Consider the following 17,524-nt stretch of genomic DNA (forward strand, 5'->3'; position numbering starts at 1 on the left):
TTTTCACACTAATTTTTCCAGCTAAAAACCAAGGCCTATAGGTGAGTCAGTATGAAACTTTATTGCTCACCCACAGCCATTAACAGTATGCTGTGATGGCCTTTTTTTACCGCTTTATTAGCTGTACCTTTATCATGAATTTCGGTTAAGCCTCACAGTTTAATTTTGTTTCCAAAAGTGCTTCTCGATGCACAAAGCCTTGGTTTTAGTAGGGTAAGACAGCTTGATTGACGCAAATTACTTGCGAGCTGCTAACTAACTGACTAACTTAAAAGCAGTTTCAGAATTCTGGATGTTAATGCCGCAATCAAAAGGGGGCTTTGGTGCTCGACGTAATTGAAATTCAGCAAAAGTCCAGTCAAGGTCGAACAGAGCCTTATCTCTGCCGATTATCTGACAACAAGCACTACTATATAAAAGGACCTCAAGCAGGTTGTAAAGGACTGATAAACGAGGCGGTATGTGCATACCTTGGTCAGGCTTTACAATTAAAGGTGCCCGCATATTGTTGTGCTTACTTACCACAAGGTCTTTTGCATTTTGATTACGTTGCCAGTCGCGTGTTAGGAGCAGGTGACAGTGTAGTGTTTGCATCGGAACTTGTACCCGATCTTTTGGAGGTAACACCTACAAGTGTTTTATCTATGCCTGAGTCATACGCTCGTGATCTATTTCTTTTTGATTACTGGATCCGAAATGAGGATCGGACTATTACCGAAAAAGGTGGCAATCCGAACTTGTTTTATCAGGCAGCTTCAAAGCAATATATAGTAATAGACCATAATCTGGCTTTTGAGACCGACTATAATTTCAAGGACAATGCCAAACTACACTTAGCTTACAATGCTTGGTTTGGTTCGCAACATGATGCACTATGGCGTACGCATTACAGTGCGAAACTCGCCATTGCGTTACAAGGGTTGCCCCAGTATGCTGCCACTTTACCGCCTGAATGGTTGGCAGAAGAGCCGGGTTATCTGGCAGAAATAAACGACATACTGGCTTCATTTAACAGCGACGAATTTTGGGAGGTACTGATATGAAAACGCTATATCAGTATGCAATAGTACGGTTTCTACCTCATGTTGAGACGGGCGAATTTGCTAACGTCGGTATAGTACTGTGCGCCCCAGAATTAGGCTTATTTGATTTTCGCCTGGCGCCAAGCCGGTTTGCCCGTGTAACAGACTTTTTTGAAGACCTTGAAGGCAAGCTTTACAAGGCTACACTGCAGACGGTCGAGCAAGAATTACAACGGATACAAACTTATGTCACTCGGCTCACCCCAAAGGCGTTAGCACAACAGATGCAGGAAGTGGTACGGCCAAGAGAAACCTTGATACGCTACTCTGAACTGCGTTCTTTATATCTGGACCAGAAACCGACTGCCGTGCTTGAACAGTTGTTTGAGCGCCTGGTGCACCGTACTTTTCTGACCGAAGAGTATCAAGAAAACCTAATGGTTAAAGTCATTCGACAGCAGTTAAAAGACGAAAAGCTGACTCACTTTAAACAGCAGAAAATTCAGGATAATTTTATTGAAGTAACACTGCCGCTGGTGGCAAAAACCAACGGCCTTTTTGTGATAAGACCCTTAGCGTTTCGCCAGCAAACTGCTATTAGGCTGTTTGACCATGCTGAACAATGGCTTGGTCGTTTTCGGCGACTGGTAAATCATCATGTGCTACATAAAGAGCATATTTTGTTGCCATTACAGGGGCCAAAAGTTAGCGACAGCAAATTGCTCGGTGCATTCAGAGAAGTAGAGCGTGAATTGGCAGCCTTTGGCGTGCAAACTTTGGATTATAAAGATAAAGCCGGCATTAGCTGTTTTGCCAAACAGGCATTAATACCAGATGGTTTTAAACTTCAGTAATTCTACCCAATCGGAAGCTTAAAACTTCTAAGATTTGCCGTATCTAGCAAGTGAATATGCCAAAAATGGTATGCAACTTGGATACACAATTTAGTGCTACCGACAATTGCAAATATCGGTGTCATGTTTTAGCAACTGGTATTAATACAGTCGCGGCCATCTGCTTTGGCACGGTATAAGGCGGTATCCGCGGCGCATAATAGCGCTGTGCTGGTGCGAAACTGGCCGTTAATTTCACTGGCTATGCCCTGACTTACTGTAATGCCAACAGAAGCAGGTAAAGCTGCATCGGTAAATTGTAATTGCCTGACCGCTTGCTGAACCTCTCGGGCTACGGCTAATGCTTTAATTTCATTATAGTTAGGCAAAATCAACGCAAATTCTTCACCGCCATAGCGGGCGGCCAGTTGTGCGTCTAATGGCATTGCTTGAAGAATAGCGCGCGCGACTTTACGTAAGCAGGCATCACCCTGAATATGGCCGTAACTGTCGTTAAACTGCTTAAAAAAGTCGATATCGATAATGATGACGCTAAGAGGTCTTTTTGCTGCCGTGCACTGTAGCCAATGGTGCAATAATTGTTCGTCAAAACTGCGGCGATTTGCCAGGCCGGTTAAGGCATCCGTTGCCGCCTGGCGGCGTAGTTGCTCAAACTCGGCTTTTTGGCGGGTTAGGTCGCGTAAAATCAGTAACAGTCTGGCCTCAGGTTCTGATAAAAAGGACACAGATAGCTCAATATCTTTTAGTTCACCATTTGCGCAGCGAATAACCATCTCTGTAGGGCCAGTTTGCAGCGATAGCACTTGTTTCGCTACTATTTTGACCAGTCCCTGATATTGCGCTACACAACGGTCATGTAAAAAGTCCGTCCAGGATTCACCAAGTAAAGGCCGCTCTATGCTATTTAACAACAACGCAGCCTTGGCATTGGCACACTCTATTACCCCATCGGTATTCACCACCAGAACCGCTTCGGCCAGATATTGAATAAAGCGGTTGATATTAAAGTCGGCCGTATTTTCGTCACGACTTACTGACAAGCCGCTGTTGCCGTCCTGGCGTGCTTCGGCTGATAAAGTGCTTTTGAAAGGCGCTACGCTCATCTTGGTGTTCCGCAGTAGTGAGTTTTGTTATGACTCACTATAGAGCCTTGGTTGCGCCAGAACCTTTCGGTAACCTTACTTTTTAAGTTTCTGATTCTGTTTGATTATTTTTATTATTTGTTGGCCTGATCAGGAAGTAATAGGCAATAAGCGGGCATTAAATGCCGTTTCGGCTGCTGGCGTTGGTAGTGATTGGTATAAGCCGGGTTGGAACAGGAACGTATTGATAAGGTTAAAAGCCCCGGTTGGGGCTAGCTCAGAAGTTAAAGATCGCGCGTATCTGTAGTTGCGTTGACCTTAATCTGGTTCATTTTTAACTTGCGGATCTGGACTTAACACGAATAAAGAGTTCGTTGAGTTTGATAGTACAAATTGAAATTTAGTATCGCCTGCCGTTTGATCTGTATCCAGCAGTTGCAGGTATTGGCCATCACTGCTTACAGTCACAGCGTCGATAACGCCATCAAATGGCGTACTAAAACCGGCTCCGACAAATTTTAAACCTTTCCCGGTATTATCGATTAGTCGGTAAGTAATAGTACTGGCTTCCGTAACGGTTATATCGCCACTGGGTAAAGGTTCACCGCTTGTGCTTTGGTAACTAAAAGTGGGTTCACCTTGTTCCAGATTTACAATGACATTGATCATCAGAGAGGCATTGGGAATGGGCATCGTCTTTTCCTTGGTTGTGTTGATCAAAAGTGGAAATTGGTAATCGCATTGTGTTGTAGCAAGGATATCAGCACTGAGTGTTCACTTATTTCATTTAAACAGTCTAACGCTTTTGCATAGTTGATAAGATACCGCGGCTCCTTGTTGTTTTCGATAATGTCAGCAAGTCTGTCTTTGATGTTTCTACAAATTACTACTGCTTTATCTTGCCCATGCAGTACAGAACGCGTTTTGGCTTGCAATAATTGGCTCTCCAGTAACGCAATATAATGTGCTCGATTTAGTGGAAAGTTTTCACTTAGCTCTGAGTAGCCGGAGACAGCCAGATCGGTATAATTTTCGCTCAAGGCGATCTGATTGATTTGATGTAATTTTACTCCGGTTGTCAGCCACAACCTCGATAAAAGCTCTTTACGTTGCGAATCTGATAGTTGAGTAGGGCCTGAAGTTAAGATGTGTTTGAGTGAACTCACGTGTTGCTCAATTGCTGTTATATCGTCGTTAATTGAAAAGTTTAGCGCGTTGATATCCAACAGATATTTTCTTCTCTGCCAACGACTGTTGTCAGGATCTTGCTCTAACGCCTTTGCTAATGTCCGATAACCCTCTAAATAAAATGCACGTGCAGTTTCGAAATCTCCTTGATAACTGAGAAAATCAGCAAGAATTTGGTAACTGCTGGATAATATGTCTAATAAATACGGCTCTTTTACTTCAGCCAGGACAAGGTCATTTTGTAACGCTTTGTGAATTGTTATCGCCGATAGTAAATTACCTTCAGCCAGCGTTGCGCTTGCGAGCCAGGAGCGGGTATCGGCAATATCGGCTAGTAGCTGTGTATTTTCCGGCTGTTTTGCCTGCGCCAGTAATTTTAGCCGCAGCGATTCTTCGAAGTTTTCCCGCGCTATAGCAAATTGCTGCTGTTTTATCGCCAGCGAGCCCAGAGAATTGGTGGCGTAGGATAACTCCATAATGGCATCAAGGCTGTCGGGCGCCAGTTCGTACATTAATTCACTGTACTGATAATAACGCTGAAACTCGTGCTGGGTGCCCTGCCAGTTACTGGCGTCGTATTGGATCTGTCCCAGCCAGAAGGCATTGGCGCCCAGGGTCTTCAGCAGCTCGAGATTTGTTGGTTGTAGTTTGAGTGCGGCTTCTAACTGACTGCGGCCGGCTTGCAGGGCGGCGCTGGCTTCATCTATTTTACCGCGCGAGTAAGCCACCTCGCCCATGGCAGTCAGAGTTTGTCCGTGCTGCAGCATGGCTGCAGTGCTTTGTAAGGTGCTGCTATTGCTAAAGTCGGTGAAGTATTCCAACGCCTTATTGCTAATACCATCCAGTAGATCCATCCGGCCGATACTGCGCAGCTTGTCGGCAAATTCGCCTACCATAAACCCCAGCAGATTTTCGGCAGCCAGGCGTTTTTGCTGCGCTTGTTGTTCAGCGTTATAGCTTTTAAAACTCATGGCAAAGGCTGTAACGGTTAACAAGCACAGCGCGGCGATAGTGCCATGGCGTAGCCAGCGTTTTTGCCGGGCTTTTTGAGCGGATGCCTCGATAAAGGCCAGCTCGGCGGTATCGAGCTGAAATAACGGGTTTCGTTTTAACTGCAGCGCTTCTTGTAGCGGTTTGCCCGGGGCCAATAAATAAGCGCTATTGCCCTGTTCGGCCTGCCAGCGCTGCTGCAAATGTTGCAGACGGCTCTTAATGCTTAAGCTGTCGTGGTGCTCGCTAATCCAGGCGGTGGCGCGCGGCCAGCGCCGCAGTAGCGCTTCGTGTGCCACACTAAAGCAGGGCTCGCCTTGTTGTAAGTGCGATACAAATAGGCGTTGTTCTACTAGCGTTTGTACCAGGGTTCGCTCAGCATCGGTATTTAGCTGACTAAAGCGGGCGCTGCGGCTGGTAATGCTTTGCTCATCTTCACGCAGTGTCACCAGCAACGAGAGTACGGCCGGCAAGCTGGCTTGCTCGGTTTCCGTTAAGGTGCAAATGGCTTGCTCGGCATTTTTACCGATAGCGCCCTCAATACCGCCCAGCTTTTTATAGGTCGCCACTTGCAGCTTATTGTCGCTGCTACGCTGTAAATAAAGTTGTTGCAAGGTGTATTGCAGCATTGGCAGGGCGTCGGGGTTGCTGGCGGCTTCGCTACAGAGTATTTCGTCTAACGGAATGGCGGTATCGGGGTCGGTATCAAAACCCAGCCCGGCAGCAAGCGCCGGCAGCCTGATCATCTGTAGCAAGTCGTTACGAGTGGGAGCGGCCAAATCGAAATGTGCGCCCCTGGCTTTGCCGGCCATCAGCGTAGGGTAATTAACCAGCAAAGGGTAAAACTCATTGCGGCATGCACTCAGCACCAACACACTGTTGCTACAGGCTAGCTGCTCCAGCAGGCTGATAAATTGGCTGCGCTCGGTTTCATTAAACAGCGGCGACGACAGCAACACTTCCAGGCGATCGACAAAAAGTGCCAGGCGCTTTAAGCCCTGCCGGCCATTTTGCAGAGCCTGGTTTAACATACTCAGAATCAGCTCTGGGGTTGCGGTTAGTGCAGCGGCTAGGTGTTCGGCGCTGTAACCTGTCAACACGGGTTCATCCTGCAACTCCCAGTCTAACAGGGTGCTGGCTAAATTAAGCAACAGTTGCCTGGGCGCGACATCGGCTAAATCCAGGCTGGAGTAACTTAGTACTTCGATACCATGATAGCCACCTGTTTGCATTAAATTAGGCAGCACACCAGCATGCACCAGTGACGATTTGCCGCTTCCGCTAGGCCCCAGTAACAAACAAAACGCCCTGCCAAATTTTACCTGTTGTGCGATGCGCGATAATAAAGTGTTGATCTGTGCGCCGCGGCCGAAAAATACACTGGCGTAGCGGGCGTCATAGGCTTGTAAGCCCGGAAACGGCGAGCCTTGTTGCCAGCTCAGCTCGTTAACACTCTGCTCTTGCCCAACCGGAAAGCGTACTTCTGCAATGGCGCGATAACCGCGTTTACGGATGGTTTCAATATAACGGGGTTGGGTGGCACTGTCGCCAAGGGCTTTGCGTAACTGCGCCAGGGTTTTATGTAGGGGGTTATCGCCGGTATCCAGCCTGGGCCAGCAGCGGTTAATAATTTCGTCGGTCGTGACCACTTCGCCGGCGTGGCTGCATAACAGTAATAATAACTCCATGGCTTTGGGCTCCAATTGGTATTGGAGCTTTTGCTTTAGCAGCGTATTCGCTGCCGGGTTAATTTGCCATTCACCAAAAAAGAAGATGTTTTGCATAATAAGGGCGTTGTTATTCGTGGTCATCGCAGGGCTGGAATCAACCATAACACGCTGTTGTTGATTTGTTTAGCGACAAAGTATTGTTGCCGAATAGCCCGGGGTTTGTGCAACTTTCCTACCATTGCTGCGGAATTAAATCTGAGCTTTTTTTACACAGTGCATTGACGGCTGAAAATTCTTGTTCTACCTTATGTAAGCGCTTACATTTTTAAGTGGGCGGTATGGCGTGGCCTGCCGCTGGCGTGACAAGGCAAAAAACAGGAATTCAGGGTATGACCATTAAAATGAAAACAGCAACCCCCCTGGCCGCAGCACTATTGGCAGTGGGGCTAAGTGGCTGTGGCGGGGATGTAAACACCAATTCAAACTTTTCCGCTGTAGATACAACTAAGCCGGTCAGTGACTGGAAGTTAGTTTGGAGTGACGAATTCGAAGGCAATAGTATTGATCGGCGAAAATGGACATTTGAAATTGACTGTCGTGGTGGCGGCAATCAGGAAAAACAATGTTATACCGATAGTCCGGAAAATGCTTTTGTCTCTAATGGCACCCTGAAAATTGTTGCCAGGCCAGCGGCCGAAGGCGCCCCTTTACCTTACACGTCGGCACGTTTAAATACCCGATATCAGGGGGACTGGAAGTACGGGCGTATCGAGGTTAGGGCGAAAGCCCCATCAGGCCAGGGTTCTTGGCCTGCAATCTGGATGATGCCAACTGATGAAGTGTATGGTGGTTGGCCCAAATCAGGCGAAATCGATATTTTTGAAGCCGTTAATCTTAAAACCGTTGATGCTGAAGGTAATGTAGAAGCTAAAGTTTACGGTACTTTGCATTACGGACGTGATTGGCCTAACAATGCCAGTAGTGGTAAGTCTTACACTTTACCGAACGGAGCTAATCCTGCTGATAGCTTTAATACCTATGCTATCGAATGGCAGGAGGGTGAAATTCGTTGGTATGTTAATGGCTATCTTTATCAAACCCAGCAGGCTTCCCGGGTGCGCACCAATAGTCGCGGGGAGTTAATCGGTCTAAACCATCGCGGTTGGTTCGCCGAATATTTTAATATCGCCACCGGTAAGCTTGAAACCCAGTATAACGCAGCTCCCTTTGATCAGCGTTTTTATCTGATTCTGAATTTAGCTGTTGGCGGAAACTGGCCAGAGAACGTAAATAATCTGGGCATTGACGCTGCGGCATTTGAAAACGGCCAGACTTTCGAAGTGGATTGGGTTCGTGTCTATGAATGTCAGGCTAATCCCCGCAATGGTAAAGGTTGTGAAACTATTCGGGCTGGCTACCTGGATAGTGATACCCTGGTAACAGGGCAAGCGCCTATTCCTGTACCGCCTTCCACAGGAGTGGCACAGAATCTGACCATTTTTGATGGTACACCCAATCCAAACTGGCCAGCCTGGGATTGCTGTGGTGGTTCTACTCCAGCCATAGTGCAGGATGCCAGCCGTGGCAATGTTTACGAGTTTGTCGTGGGTGCGTCACCTACCGTTAATGGTTTTATTAGCCGCTCTGCCTTTGTTACCCCGCCCGGGGTGGCCAGTCCTTTTGATGCATCTCCGTTAAAAGATAAAGGTAGCATCAGTTTTGATATGTTGGTGGTTAGCCCCCCGGCAAATCCGGGTTCCAGTTGGCTATTTAAAGTAGAAAGTAACGAGAACTCTAGCGCTGTTGAATTGCCGCTTACTGCCAGCAGCGAAGGTGTTGCCCCGGTAACAGGGCAATGGCAAAGCTACACTTTCCCTCTAAGTATGCTGGATGCAGCGGGTTTAGATTTGTCGGCAATCGATGTAGTGATGATTTTCCCGGCCTGGGGTTCGGGTGAAGGTGCGGTATACCGGGTGACTAATGTGAAAATTTCTCAGCCTGCGGAGTTCCCGGAACTGGTGATCTTTAACAATGGCGCTAACGCTGACTGGCCAATGTGGGATTGTTGTGGTGGCAGTACCCCGATTGAAGTACTGGATGAGGAAACCGATCGTTTGGCCGCACAATTCACTGTAGGTGCTTCACCAACAGTGCTGGGCTTCTATAACAGAAGTCCGCTAGGTGGCGGTAATCCGTTTGATGCGTCGGCACTATTAGCCGATGGTGTGGTGCAATTTAACGTCAAGGTTGTAAACGCTCCGGCGAATCCTGCCTCAACCTGGTTGTTTAAAATTGAAGCCGCAGGCGGTGATTCAGCAGTTGAGTTACCTCTAAGTGCCGGTAATGGCGGCCAGGCCCCCGTTACAGGTCAGTGGGCAACTTATACCTTTAGTTTGCAATCGCTGTTCGATGCGGGTCTGGACATTAGCGCTATTGACGTACTGATGATCTTCCCTGCCTGGGGTACTGGCGAAGGTGCGGTATTCCGCGTGAATGAAGTGAAAATCTTTAACCCTAATGCCGGCAATAACCAGTTGGTGCTGTTCCGTGACGCTGTGAAAGCAGGTTGGGAATTATGGGACTGCTGTGCCGGTTCAACACCTAAGGTAGTTGATGTAGGAGCGCCATACGGCAAGGTCGCGCAGTTTGAAATTCTGGGTTGGCCAGAGACCGTACTGGGTTTCCTGGCTGACGAAGGTGAAGCCTTTGATGCAAGTGCCTTATTGGCCAATGGTAGCGTCAGCTTTGATATGCGCGTCGTATCTGCGCCAACCAATCCAAACAGCAGCTGGTTCTTCAAAATTGAATCCAGTGGTGCAGCGACGGCAGTCGAGTTGGCGCTAAGTGCGGGTAACAATGGCGTGGCGCCGGTTACTGGTGAGTGGCAACGCTACAGCTTCTCGCTACAAAGTTTATTTGATGCCGGTTTAGATATCAGTGATATCAGCGTGCTGATGGTATTCCCGGCTTGGGGTACCGGCCAGGGTGCCGTATATCAGATTGATAATGTTGAAATTTCAAATAACTAATACGGTGCGACGAGAGTAGAACATGATGAAAACAACAACTTTTAGCAAAAGCCGGGTCGCTACCGCAGTGTCAATGGTGCTGTTATCCGGAATAAGTTTACCGCTAATGGCACAAGACAGCATGACGTCTGATGACAATGCTGAACCGAAGATCGAGATTATTCAGGTTAAAGGTATTCGCGGTAGTTTAGCCCGCTCGATGGATGTTAAACGTGAAAGTTATGGCGTAATGGACGCTATCTCGGCCGAAGAGATGGGTAAATTTCCGGATACTAACCTGGCAGAGTCGTTACAACGGATCACTGGGGTCTCGGTTAGTCGGGTCAATGGCGAAGGTAGTCAGATCACGGTGCGTGGCTTTGGGCCATCGTTTAACCTGATTACGTTAAATGGCCGGCAGATGCCTGGTACAGGTTATACCCGTTCGTATAACCTGGAAAATTTGTCGTCTGAGGGGGTGAGTGCGCTAGAAGTCTATAAAACTGCACGAGCCGATAAACCTAGCGGCGGTTTAGGTGCTACGGTGAATATTGTGACCTCCAAGCCATTAAACAGCCCAGGTCAGAAATTTGCGGTAATGGGTCGTGGCTTGCATGATAGTTCAAATGAAGCCGGGAAAGATGTCACACCGGAGTTTGCGGCAGTGTATAGCAACACTTTCGCTGACGATCGCTTTGGAGCGGCTTTCTCGTTCTCTCACTCGCGGCGAGATTTCCAAATCCAGCAGGCGAATATTCAGGGCTGGCAGGCGAATGTGCCACTGCCTAATCTGGATTCACAGTATGTAGTTGACCGCCGCCCAGTCGGAGCAGACGGTTTACCAATCGGTAACCATTTCTTCCCAAAAGATATGAACTACAGTATTGCTGACTTTCAGCGCGAACGCACCAATGGTCAGCTAACCTTTCAGTATGCGGCAACAGACGATCTGACGTTTACGCTGGATTATACCGGCAGCCGCACCTTGACTGGTACCAACAGCATTGGTTGGGGGATCTGGAACGAATTCGGGGGCAATATCAATGCTTACGAATTAGATAAAAACGGCACAGCGGTGTTTGCCGATATCAGCGGTAACGATGGCTCTTTTACCGCCAACCGGGATACTACAGAAGTCAAAGCGGCCTCTATTGGTTTTAATATGGCGTGGCAGCTGACGGATGACTTCAAGCTAAGTTTCGATTTCCACGATTCAAACAACAAAACCGATAATGGTGTGGATAAAGGTCTGGGCAGTGCCGGCCAGGTTATTCTGGGTTCAGATCGTCTGCGGACAAAAATCTACGATTATCGTAACGGGGAAATTCCTCAGGCCTATGTGCTGTGGCGTAACGGTACCCGTGAATTGTTACCATCAGAGATTGACTCTAACTTTAGCCAGTTTATTCACTCACCAGGTGAAACAGAAATTAAGCAATATCAGCTGGATGGAACCTGGTTTAACTCGCGTTTTAAAATCCCACTGGTGTCGGTAAAAGGTGGTATAGCCCGTACCGATCAAACAATGGGTGGCACTAACGCCTGGAGTGGGCTACGTGGTGGTCCGGGCTTTAATCCAAGTTTTACCTTTATTTTTCCGGACGGTATGTTTACCCGGCGTGATACCGGCAACTTCCTTGATCAATTTAAAGGCGGTGGCAGAGATCTGGTGAGCAATTACTATTACACCTATAGCTTTGACGAAGCCGTAGCTCGACAGATGGCGTACCTGACGGAAGCCTTGCTGGGCACTGACGCCTATGTACCGGATGCTTATTTTAACGGCTTAACCGGTGCCAGCAGTGTGGGTGAAGTAACGGATAGCCTCTATCTGCAATCTGCCTGGGAATTTGAAGTCGCAAACTTACCGGTGCAGTTAAATGCGGGTGTACGTTATGAGCGCACAGATGTCACCAGTACAGTGCGGCAGCGGGTAGAACGTCAGGTTAATTGGGAAAGTGAATCTGAATGGATTATGCAGTACGAGGAAGGTGGTGAGGATAATTATGCTCAGTTTACAGGTAAGCATAACGTCTTGTTACCGAGTATTGATTTAAGAGTTGACCTGACTGATGAGCTGGTGAGTCGTTTCTCTATCGGTAAAACCATTAGCCGTGCCCCACTTGGCGATCTGGCTGGCGGCCGCAGCTTAACCGGCAGTCCGAAACCTGGCTCCAGAAGCGGTAGCCAGGGCAATACCAATTTGTTGCCATATGAGTCAACTAACCTGGATCTAAGCTTAGAGTATTACTACGCCCCGGGCAGTTATGCTGCGGTTGGCTATTTCTACAAGAGCGTAGATAACTTTATCAGTCGTGGCCTGACGACTACGACAATCCCAGGTTTGCACGATATCCTGGATGGTCCCAGATATCGTGAAGCAGTAGCGCAAATTATCGCAAGGGGAGAGCAAGCAGATACTACGGCTATTTATCAACAAATGTTAGCTAATGGCCACGGTGATGCAAATAATAAAATCTCACCAACCAGTCAAGACCCGCTGATCGTTTGGAGTATCACTGAACCGAAGAACACCGATCGCAAAAAAGTTCAGGGTGTTGAAGTAGCCTGGCAGCATCTGTTAGGTGAAACCGGTTTTGGTTTTGGGGTGAATGCGACCTTCGTAAATGGCGATGTCGAGTTTGATCGCGATAGTCTGGTGCAGCAAGCCCCGCTAGAAGGGATTAGTGACTCGGCCAACTTGCAACTGTTCTATGAGCAGTATGGTTGGTCAGTGAAACTGACTTATGCCTGGCGTGACAGTTATCTAATTGGGGTTGGCCAGGGCCAGGGTTCTTCAGACAATCCACCACAATTTGCTAAAGCCTACGGACAGTGGGATATGAGTGTGAACTATGATGTGACCGATAACTTTACGGTATTCTTTGAAGGGATCAACCTGACCAATGAGACCGAGCAAGGTTACGGCCGTTATGAAGAACAGTTCCTGTTCGCCCGGCAATATGGCCCGCGTTATACCTTAGGTGCCCGTTACCGCTTCTAACTGTTGTGCTACTCCCTGGTTGTCTTTAATGCCCGCTTTGCGGGCATTTTTTTGCTTTACTTGATTGGTATGTGTTCAGAAGAGATAGGAAAAGCCAAGCTGCCAGGTAAAGGGTTTGTAATTCAGATTAGCCAGCAGTTCACCATTGCGCTCATCTTTCAAATTGCCGGACTTGGCTCCGGCATGGCGTAATTCTGTATGATTACCCGAAACAAAGACTCAATGGTTTGTAGCGATAATAAGTGATATTAGTGTTGTGCTACCCCCAGTCGTAATATGTTGAATAGCAATAAATGCACCCTGGCAATTAGGATTTAAGCTTGTTATTGCATCCGCTAAGGTTGGAGAGCTAACCTCGCTTCCTAAAACTGAAGATAAAGCAGAAGATAAGACTATTTCTGATAGGTATTTATAGGCTGCCAAGCGCGGTCAGATCCTGTATTTAAAGTCAGAGCTACATTATTTACTGGTGGTAACAACAGCGGGTCAAGCGCTTATTCTGGCAAATCTTAAAGATGCTATAGGGAAGTGTCGGGAACTTGATGGGATCCAGCCTCATCGTTCTTTTTGGGTGAGTCGCTCTGCGATTGTACGATTTAAAAAACTTGGGCGTGAAGGGGTGCTTGTGCTGCATGACCATACCGAGATCCCGGTAAGTCGGAGTAAGGTAAAAGCGGTGCAGTTATTTTTGGAACAAGCGCCTCTCTCAAGTTTGAGTCCTTGAGAGAGGCTGCAACGATTACTGACAAGCTAGAGCAGGGTTAACGCCATTTGCTACTAAGCGTGCATCGGCCAAACTTAATATTAAGGCCCCCTCGCTTTGGATGGTCAAGACGTTTAATACCTGATTCAGGTTAAGGCCCTGTTGCTGCAGGCAGCTGAGGCTAAGCTGCAAGGTTTGCCATTCCCCTTCTGGCATTGCCGCCAAGGCAGGGGCAATATTCTGGCTTGCCTGACATTCTGCTGCGCAATTCACGCCTAACAGCACGCTATCAGGTACCGGACCATTACGCATTAATTTCAATGTTAACTGGCTTTCATTACCAATAAAGGCGCGCAGATCTCTTGGGAAGGTACTGCTAAAGCTAAAGCCAGCATTTGCTTTACCGCTAAATTCAAAGCGGCGGGCATCTTCCTGTACCTGATTATCAAAGGTACGGCTACGAATAGCACCAAACTCCTGCACACTACTGGTAACCGCCACACGCTCGCTACCACTTAGTAATTGTAACTGCCATGGCGAACGTGGTGCCCGTTCAAAAATAACTTGCTCAGCGCTGCCAGCTGCATCGCCACTATCTTCTGACAGCGTATTACTCAGGGTGCTGGCATCGCCATAGCGCAGGCCAAAACCGTAGGGCAGCAGCGGCTGATAGTCAGCATCACCAATATTGACAGTACTTTGCTGTGGTGTCGCTGGCCAGGAGAAGGATAACTTGCCGTGGAAATCATATTGCACCTCACCAGAGGCATTGCGCAGGATCACATCGGCTACGCCTTCGCCTTCACTACCCGGCAGCCAGACCGCAACAAAGGCATCAGAGGCATTAAGCTCCGGATTGACCCACATAGGCCGGCCACTGATAAAGAGTGACACCACTGGAATGCCCTGCGCTTTTAACTGTTGCAGCAGCGCCAGATCAGTTTTATTACCGCGCTGATACTCGAGGTTATCCAGATCACCATTGCCTTCGGCATAGGGTTCTTCGCCAAAGACCACGATAGCGACATCGGGTTTTTCCGTAAAGCTGCCATCACTTGATAACTCAACCTGCCCACCGGCTGCCGTAACCTGGCGGGCAATACCGCCATAGATCGAGGTGCCGCCCGGGAAATCTTCATTGGTATTACCGGTACCCTGCCAGCTGATGGTCCAGCCGCCGGATTGCTGGCCGATATTATCGGCACCAGGGCCGGTGACCAGAATACGTTGCTGTGGTTTCAGCGGCAGTAACTGCTCGTTATTTTTGAGCAGTACCAGCGACTGGCGCACGGCATCGCGGGCTACGGCGCGGTGTTCTGGCGCACCGATTAACTCGGTACGACCGGCCAGTGGGCGCTGTGCCGGGCTTGGCTTATCAAATAAGCCAGCACGTTTCTTTACCCGCAGAATACGCCGTACGGCATCATCAATCCGCGCTTCTGGGATCACGCCGGTTTTTACCTGCTCAATCAGATTGTAATACAGCGGCTTCCAGGCGGCAGTCGGCACCATATACACATCCAGGCCGGCATTCGCTGCCTGGGCGCAGTTATCATTAGTACAACCCGGGATCTGGCCATGACCATTCCAGTCGCCGACGACAAAACCATCAAAACCCATCCGATCTTTGAGTACCTCGGTCAGCAGGTAGCGATCGCCATGAATTTTACTGCCATTCCAGCTATTAAAAGACGCCATTACTGTCTGGGCGCCAGCCTCTAAACCGCCGACATAGCCCTGGGCATGGATACGGAACAGCTCTTCTTCGCTAACCTCGGTATTACCCTGATCAACACCGCCGGTAGTACCGCCATCGCCGACAAAGTGCTTTACCGTGCTGATCACCCGCCGCTCACTGAGAAAATCCTGCTCGGCAGCGCCCTGTAACCCCCGCACGATAGCTGCGGCATAATCGCGTACGATATCCGGATTCTCGGAGTAACTTTCATAGGTGCGGCCCCAGCGATCGTCGCGCACTACGGCCACGGTCGGCGCAAACACCCAGTCGATACCGGTCGCCATCACTTCGCGCGCGGTGGCTTCGGCTATCTGTTCAATCAACGCCGGATTATTCGCGGCACCTAAACCGATATTGTGTGGAAAAATGGTCGCGCCAATCACGTTATTGTGGCCGTGCACCGCGTCGGTGCCCCACATGGTTGGAATGGCAATACCATCGCCACTGGTATCCATCGACGCCTGATACATGGCTTCGGCTAAGGCAATCCAGTCGGCCGGGGTGGCGTATTTATTGTCATTCGGGAAAGCGCCGCCACCATTTAAGTAGGAGCCAAAGCCGTATTTGCGCATATCTTCGATAGTGATATCGCGGATTTCCGGCTGGATCATCTGGGCAATTTTTTGCTCCAGCGTCATCTTCGCCAGTAGTTCACTGATCGCCTGCTCCATCGCCGGATCCTGTGCCACTGGCAGCTTCAGCTGTGGCCAGACAGAGGTGGCTGCATTATCAGGTGCCACCGGTGCCGGCGCTTCGCTACAGGCACCCAGCAGCAGGCTGCCACTGGCCGAGAGCATCAACATAGCCATAGCGGTTTTTTTTATCTTCATCCGTTTATTCCTTAGTTACAGCGGGAGTTTGCGGGATACAGCCTTTCAGGCCGTAGAAGGCAATATACAGGTAACATACCAGCGGCAAGACAAAAGCCAGTTGCACCCCGACCTGGTCGGCTAGAATACCTTGCAGCAGCGGCAGTATGGCACCACCCACGATAGCCAGACACAGAATACCTGAGCCCTGACTGGTATATTGTTTCAGACCCTGGATCGCCAGGCTGAAAATGGTCGGAAACATAATCGAATTACACAGGCCAACCAGCAGTAATGACCACATCGCTAGCTTGCCGGAAGACAGAATAGTGATCGCCAGCAGCAACACCGCCATAATGGCGTTAAAGGCCAGTACCCGACCCGGATTCAGTTTTTGCATCACGGCCGCACCAATAAAGCGGCCGACCATAGCACCGCCAAAGTACCAGGAAATATAGTGCGAGGCAGCCGCTGTGGTCATGCCACCAATCTCGGGTTGTGACAGATAAATCGCTAAAAAGCTGCCGATACCGACTTCGGCGCCAACATAAACAAAGATACCAATAGCGCCCAGCACTAAATGCCGCTGCTGCCAGGCCTTACCGCCCAGTGGCAAAGCCTCTGCCGGATCTTTTTTACCCATTGCCGGCAGTTTTAACCAGGCAAAAATGACAGCTAATACGATCAGGCTGGCGGCCAGGATTAAATAAGGCACTTGTACTGTTGATTCGGTAACGGCACCCGGTACCGGTTCAGGGGCATTCATACCACCGAAGATCAGCCAGGCACCGAAGAAGGGCGCGACTGTGGTGCCCAGAGAGTTAAAGGCCTGCGTCATGGTCAAGCGGCTGGAGGCGGTTTCCGGTTTACCCATTACGCTGACATAAGGATTCGCCGCTACCTGCAAAATAGTAATACCTGAGGCCAGTACAAAGAGAGCAAACAGGAACATCGCATAAACATGCATCTGTGCCGCCGGTAAAAACAGCAAACAGCCGGCACCGGCGATTAGCAGGCCGGTAACAATGCCTGATTTGTAGCCAATGCGGCTGACCAGCATACCGGCCGGCACTGACACCACAAAGTAGGCGCTAAAAAAGCAAAACTGGATCAGCATCGCCTGGGTATAGTTCAGATCGAACAGCAGTTTTAAATACGGGATCAGGATGTCGTTTAAGCAGGTAATAAAACCCCACATAAAAAATAATGAGGTGAGAGCCGTTAACGCAAAGCGGTAGCTGGTTGGCGCGCCGTGCTGCGCCGCAGCGTCTGGCGTAATAATAGGTGTGGCAGCCATAAGGGTTCCCTTGTCGTTTCTGTTTTAATTGACGTTCGGCAAAGCGGCGTCTAGTATTAATGTAAGCGCTTTCATTTATAGCACACCTGCCGCTGAGCGCAATATTTTTTGGTGCTATTGTGCAAAAAGCATGTGCAAAAACTAGACAGAAGAAGCCTC

At 48.9% G+C, this 17,524-nt stretch carries 10 protein-coding genes; 5 read left to right on the plus strand and 5 right to left on the minus strand.

Translation table 11 applies throughout. The features are described 5' to 3' along the window. Positions 1-323 precede the first annotated feature (323 nt). Positions 324-1,043, plus strand: coding sequence for a HipA family kinase (locus A9165_RS07760; RefSeq protein ID WP_039928402.1), 720 nt, complete (start codon positions 324-326; stop codon positions 1,041-1,043). Next, a complete protein-coding gene (locus A9165_RS07765; RefSeq protein WP_008950565.1) occupies positions 1,040-1,876 on the plus strand; it encodes a DUF3037 domain-containing protein in 837 nt (278 codons plus the stop codon). The genes A9165_RS07760 and A9165_RS07765 overlap by 4 nt, the downstream gene beginning before the upstream one ends. 128 nt (positions 1,877-2,004) lie before the next feature. Here the strand turns inward: A9165_RS07765 and A9165_RS07770 are convergent, their stop codons facing one another. The 3 genes from A9165_RS07770 to A9165_RS07780 all read right to left on the minus strand — a co-directional run bounded on the left by A9165_RS07770 (position 2,005) and on the right by A9165_RS07780 (position 6,968). Then, on the minus strand, positions 2,005-2,979 hold the full coding sequence (locus tag A9165_RS07770) for a sensor domain-containing diguanylate cyclase (protein WP_065955479.1): 975 nt from the start codon (positions 2,977-2,979) through the stop codon (positions 2,005-2,007). 297 nt (positions 2,980-3,276) lie between these two features. Further along, positions 3,277-3,651 carry a DP-EP family protein gene (locus tag A9165_RS07775; RefSeq protein ID WP_008950563.1) on the minus strand — a complete coding sequence of 125 codons (375 nt, stop codon included), beginning with the start codon at positions 3,649-3,651 and terminating at the stop codon, positions 3,277-3,279. Between the two features lie 23 nt (positions 3,652-3,674). Continuing rightward, complete coding sequence (locus A9165_RS07780) at positions 3,675-6,968, minus strand: winged helix-turn-helix domain-containing protein (RefSeq protein ID WP_083216246.1); 3,294 nt, start codon at positions 6,966-6,968, stop codon at positions 3,675-3,677. A gap of 227 nt (positions 6,969-7,195) precedes the next feature. Here A9165_RS07780 and A9165_RS07785 point away from each other — a divergent pair, with 227 nt between their 5' ends. The 3 genes from A9165_RS07785 (at position 7,196) to A9165_RS17205 (ending at position 13,542) form a co-directional block, all read left to right on the plus strand. Then, on the plus strand, positions 7,196-9,835 hold the full coding sequence (locus A9165_RS07785; protein WP_008950561.1) for a glycoside hydrolase family 16 protein: 2,640 nt from the start codon (positions 7,196-7,198) through the stop codon (positions 9,833-9,835). 25 nt (positions 9,836-9,860) lie between these two features. Further along, entirely contained in the window at positions 9,861-12,818 is a 2,958-nt protein-coding gene (locus tag A9165_RS07790) for a TonB-dependent receptor (RefSeq protein ID WP_008950560.1), read from the plus strand. Positions 12,819-13,254: 436 nt separating this feature from the next. Next, complete coding sequence (locus A9165_RS17205) at positions 13,255-13,542, plus strand: LytTR family DNA-binding domain-containing protein (protein WP_369799940.1); 288 nt, start codon at positions 13,255-13,257, stop codon at positions 13,540-13,542. A gap of 15 nt (positions 13,543-13,557) precedes the next feature. Here the strand turns inward: A9165_RS17205 and A9165_RS07800 are convergent, their stop codons facing one another. Further along, entirely contained in the window at positions 13,558-16,089 is a 2,532-nt protein-coding gene (locus A9165_RS07800; protein ID WP_065955481.1) for an exo 1,3/1,4-beta-D-glucan glucohydrolase, read from the minus strand. 4 nt (positions 16,090-16,093) lie between these two features. Beyond that, complete coding sequence (locus A9165_RS07805) at positions 16,094-17,365, minus strand: sugar MFS transporter (protein ID WP_065955482.1); 1,272 nt, start codon at positions 17,363-17,365, stop codon at positions 16,094-16,096. Between the last annotated feature and the right edge of the window lie 159 nt (positions 17,366-17,524).

The organism is Alishewanella sp. HH-ZS (genome assembly GCF_001704375.1).
Lineage (GTDB): Bacteria > Pseudomonadota > Gammaproteobacteria > Enterobacterales > Alteromonadaceae > Alishewanella > Alishewanella aestuarii.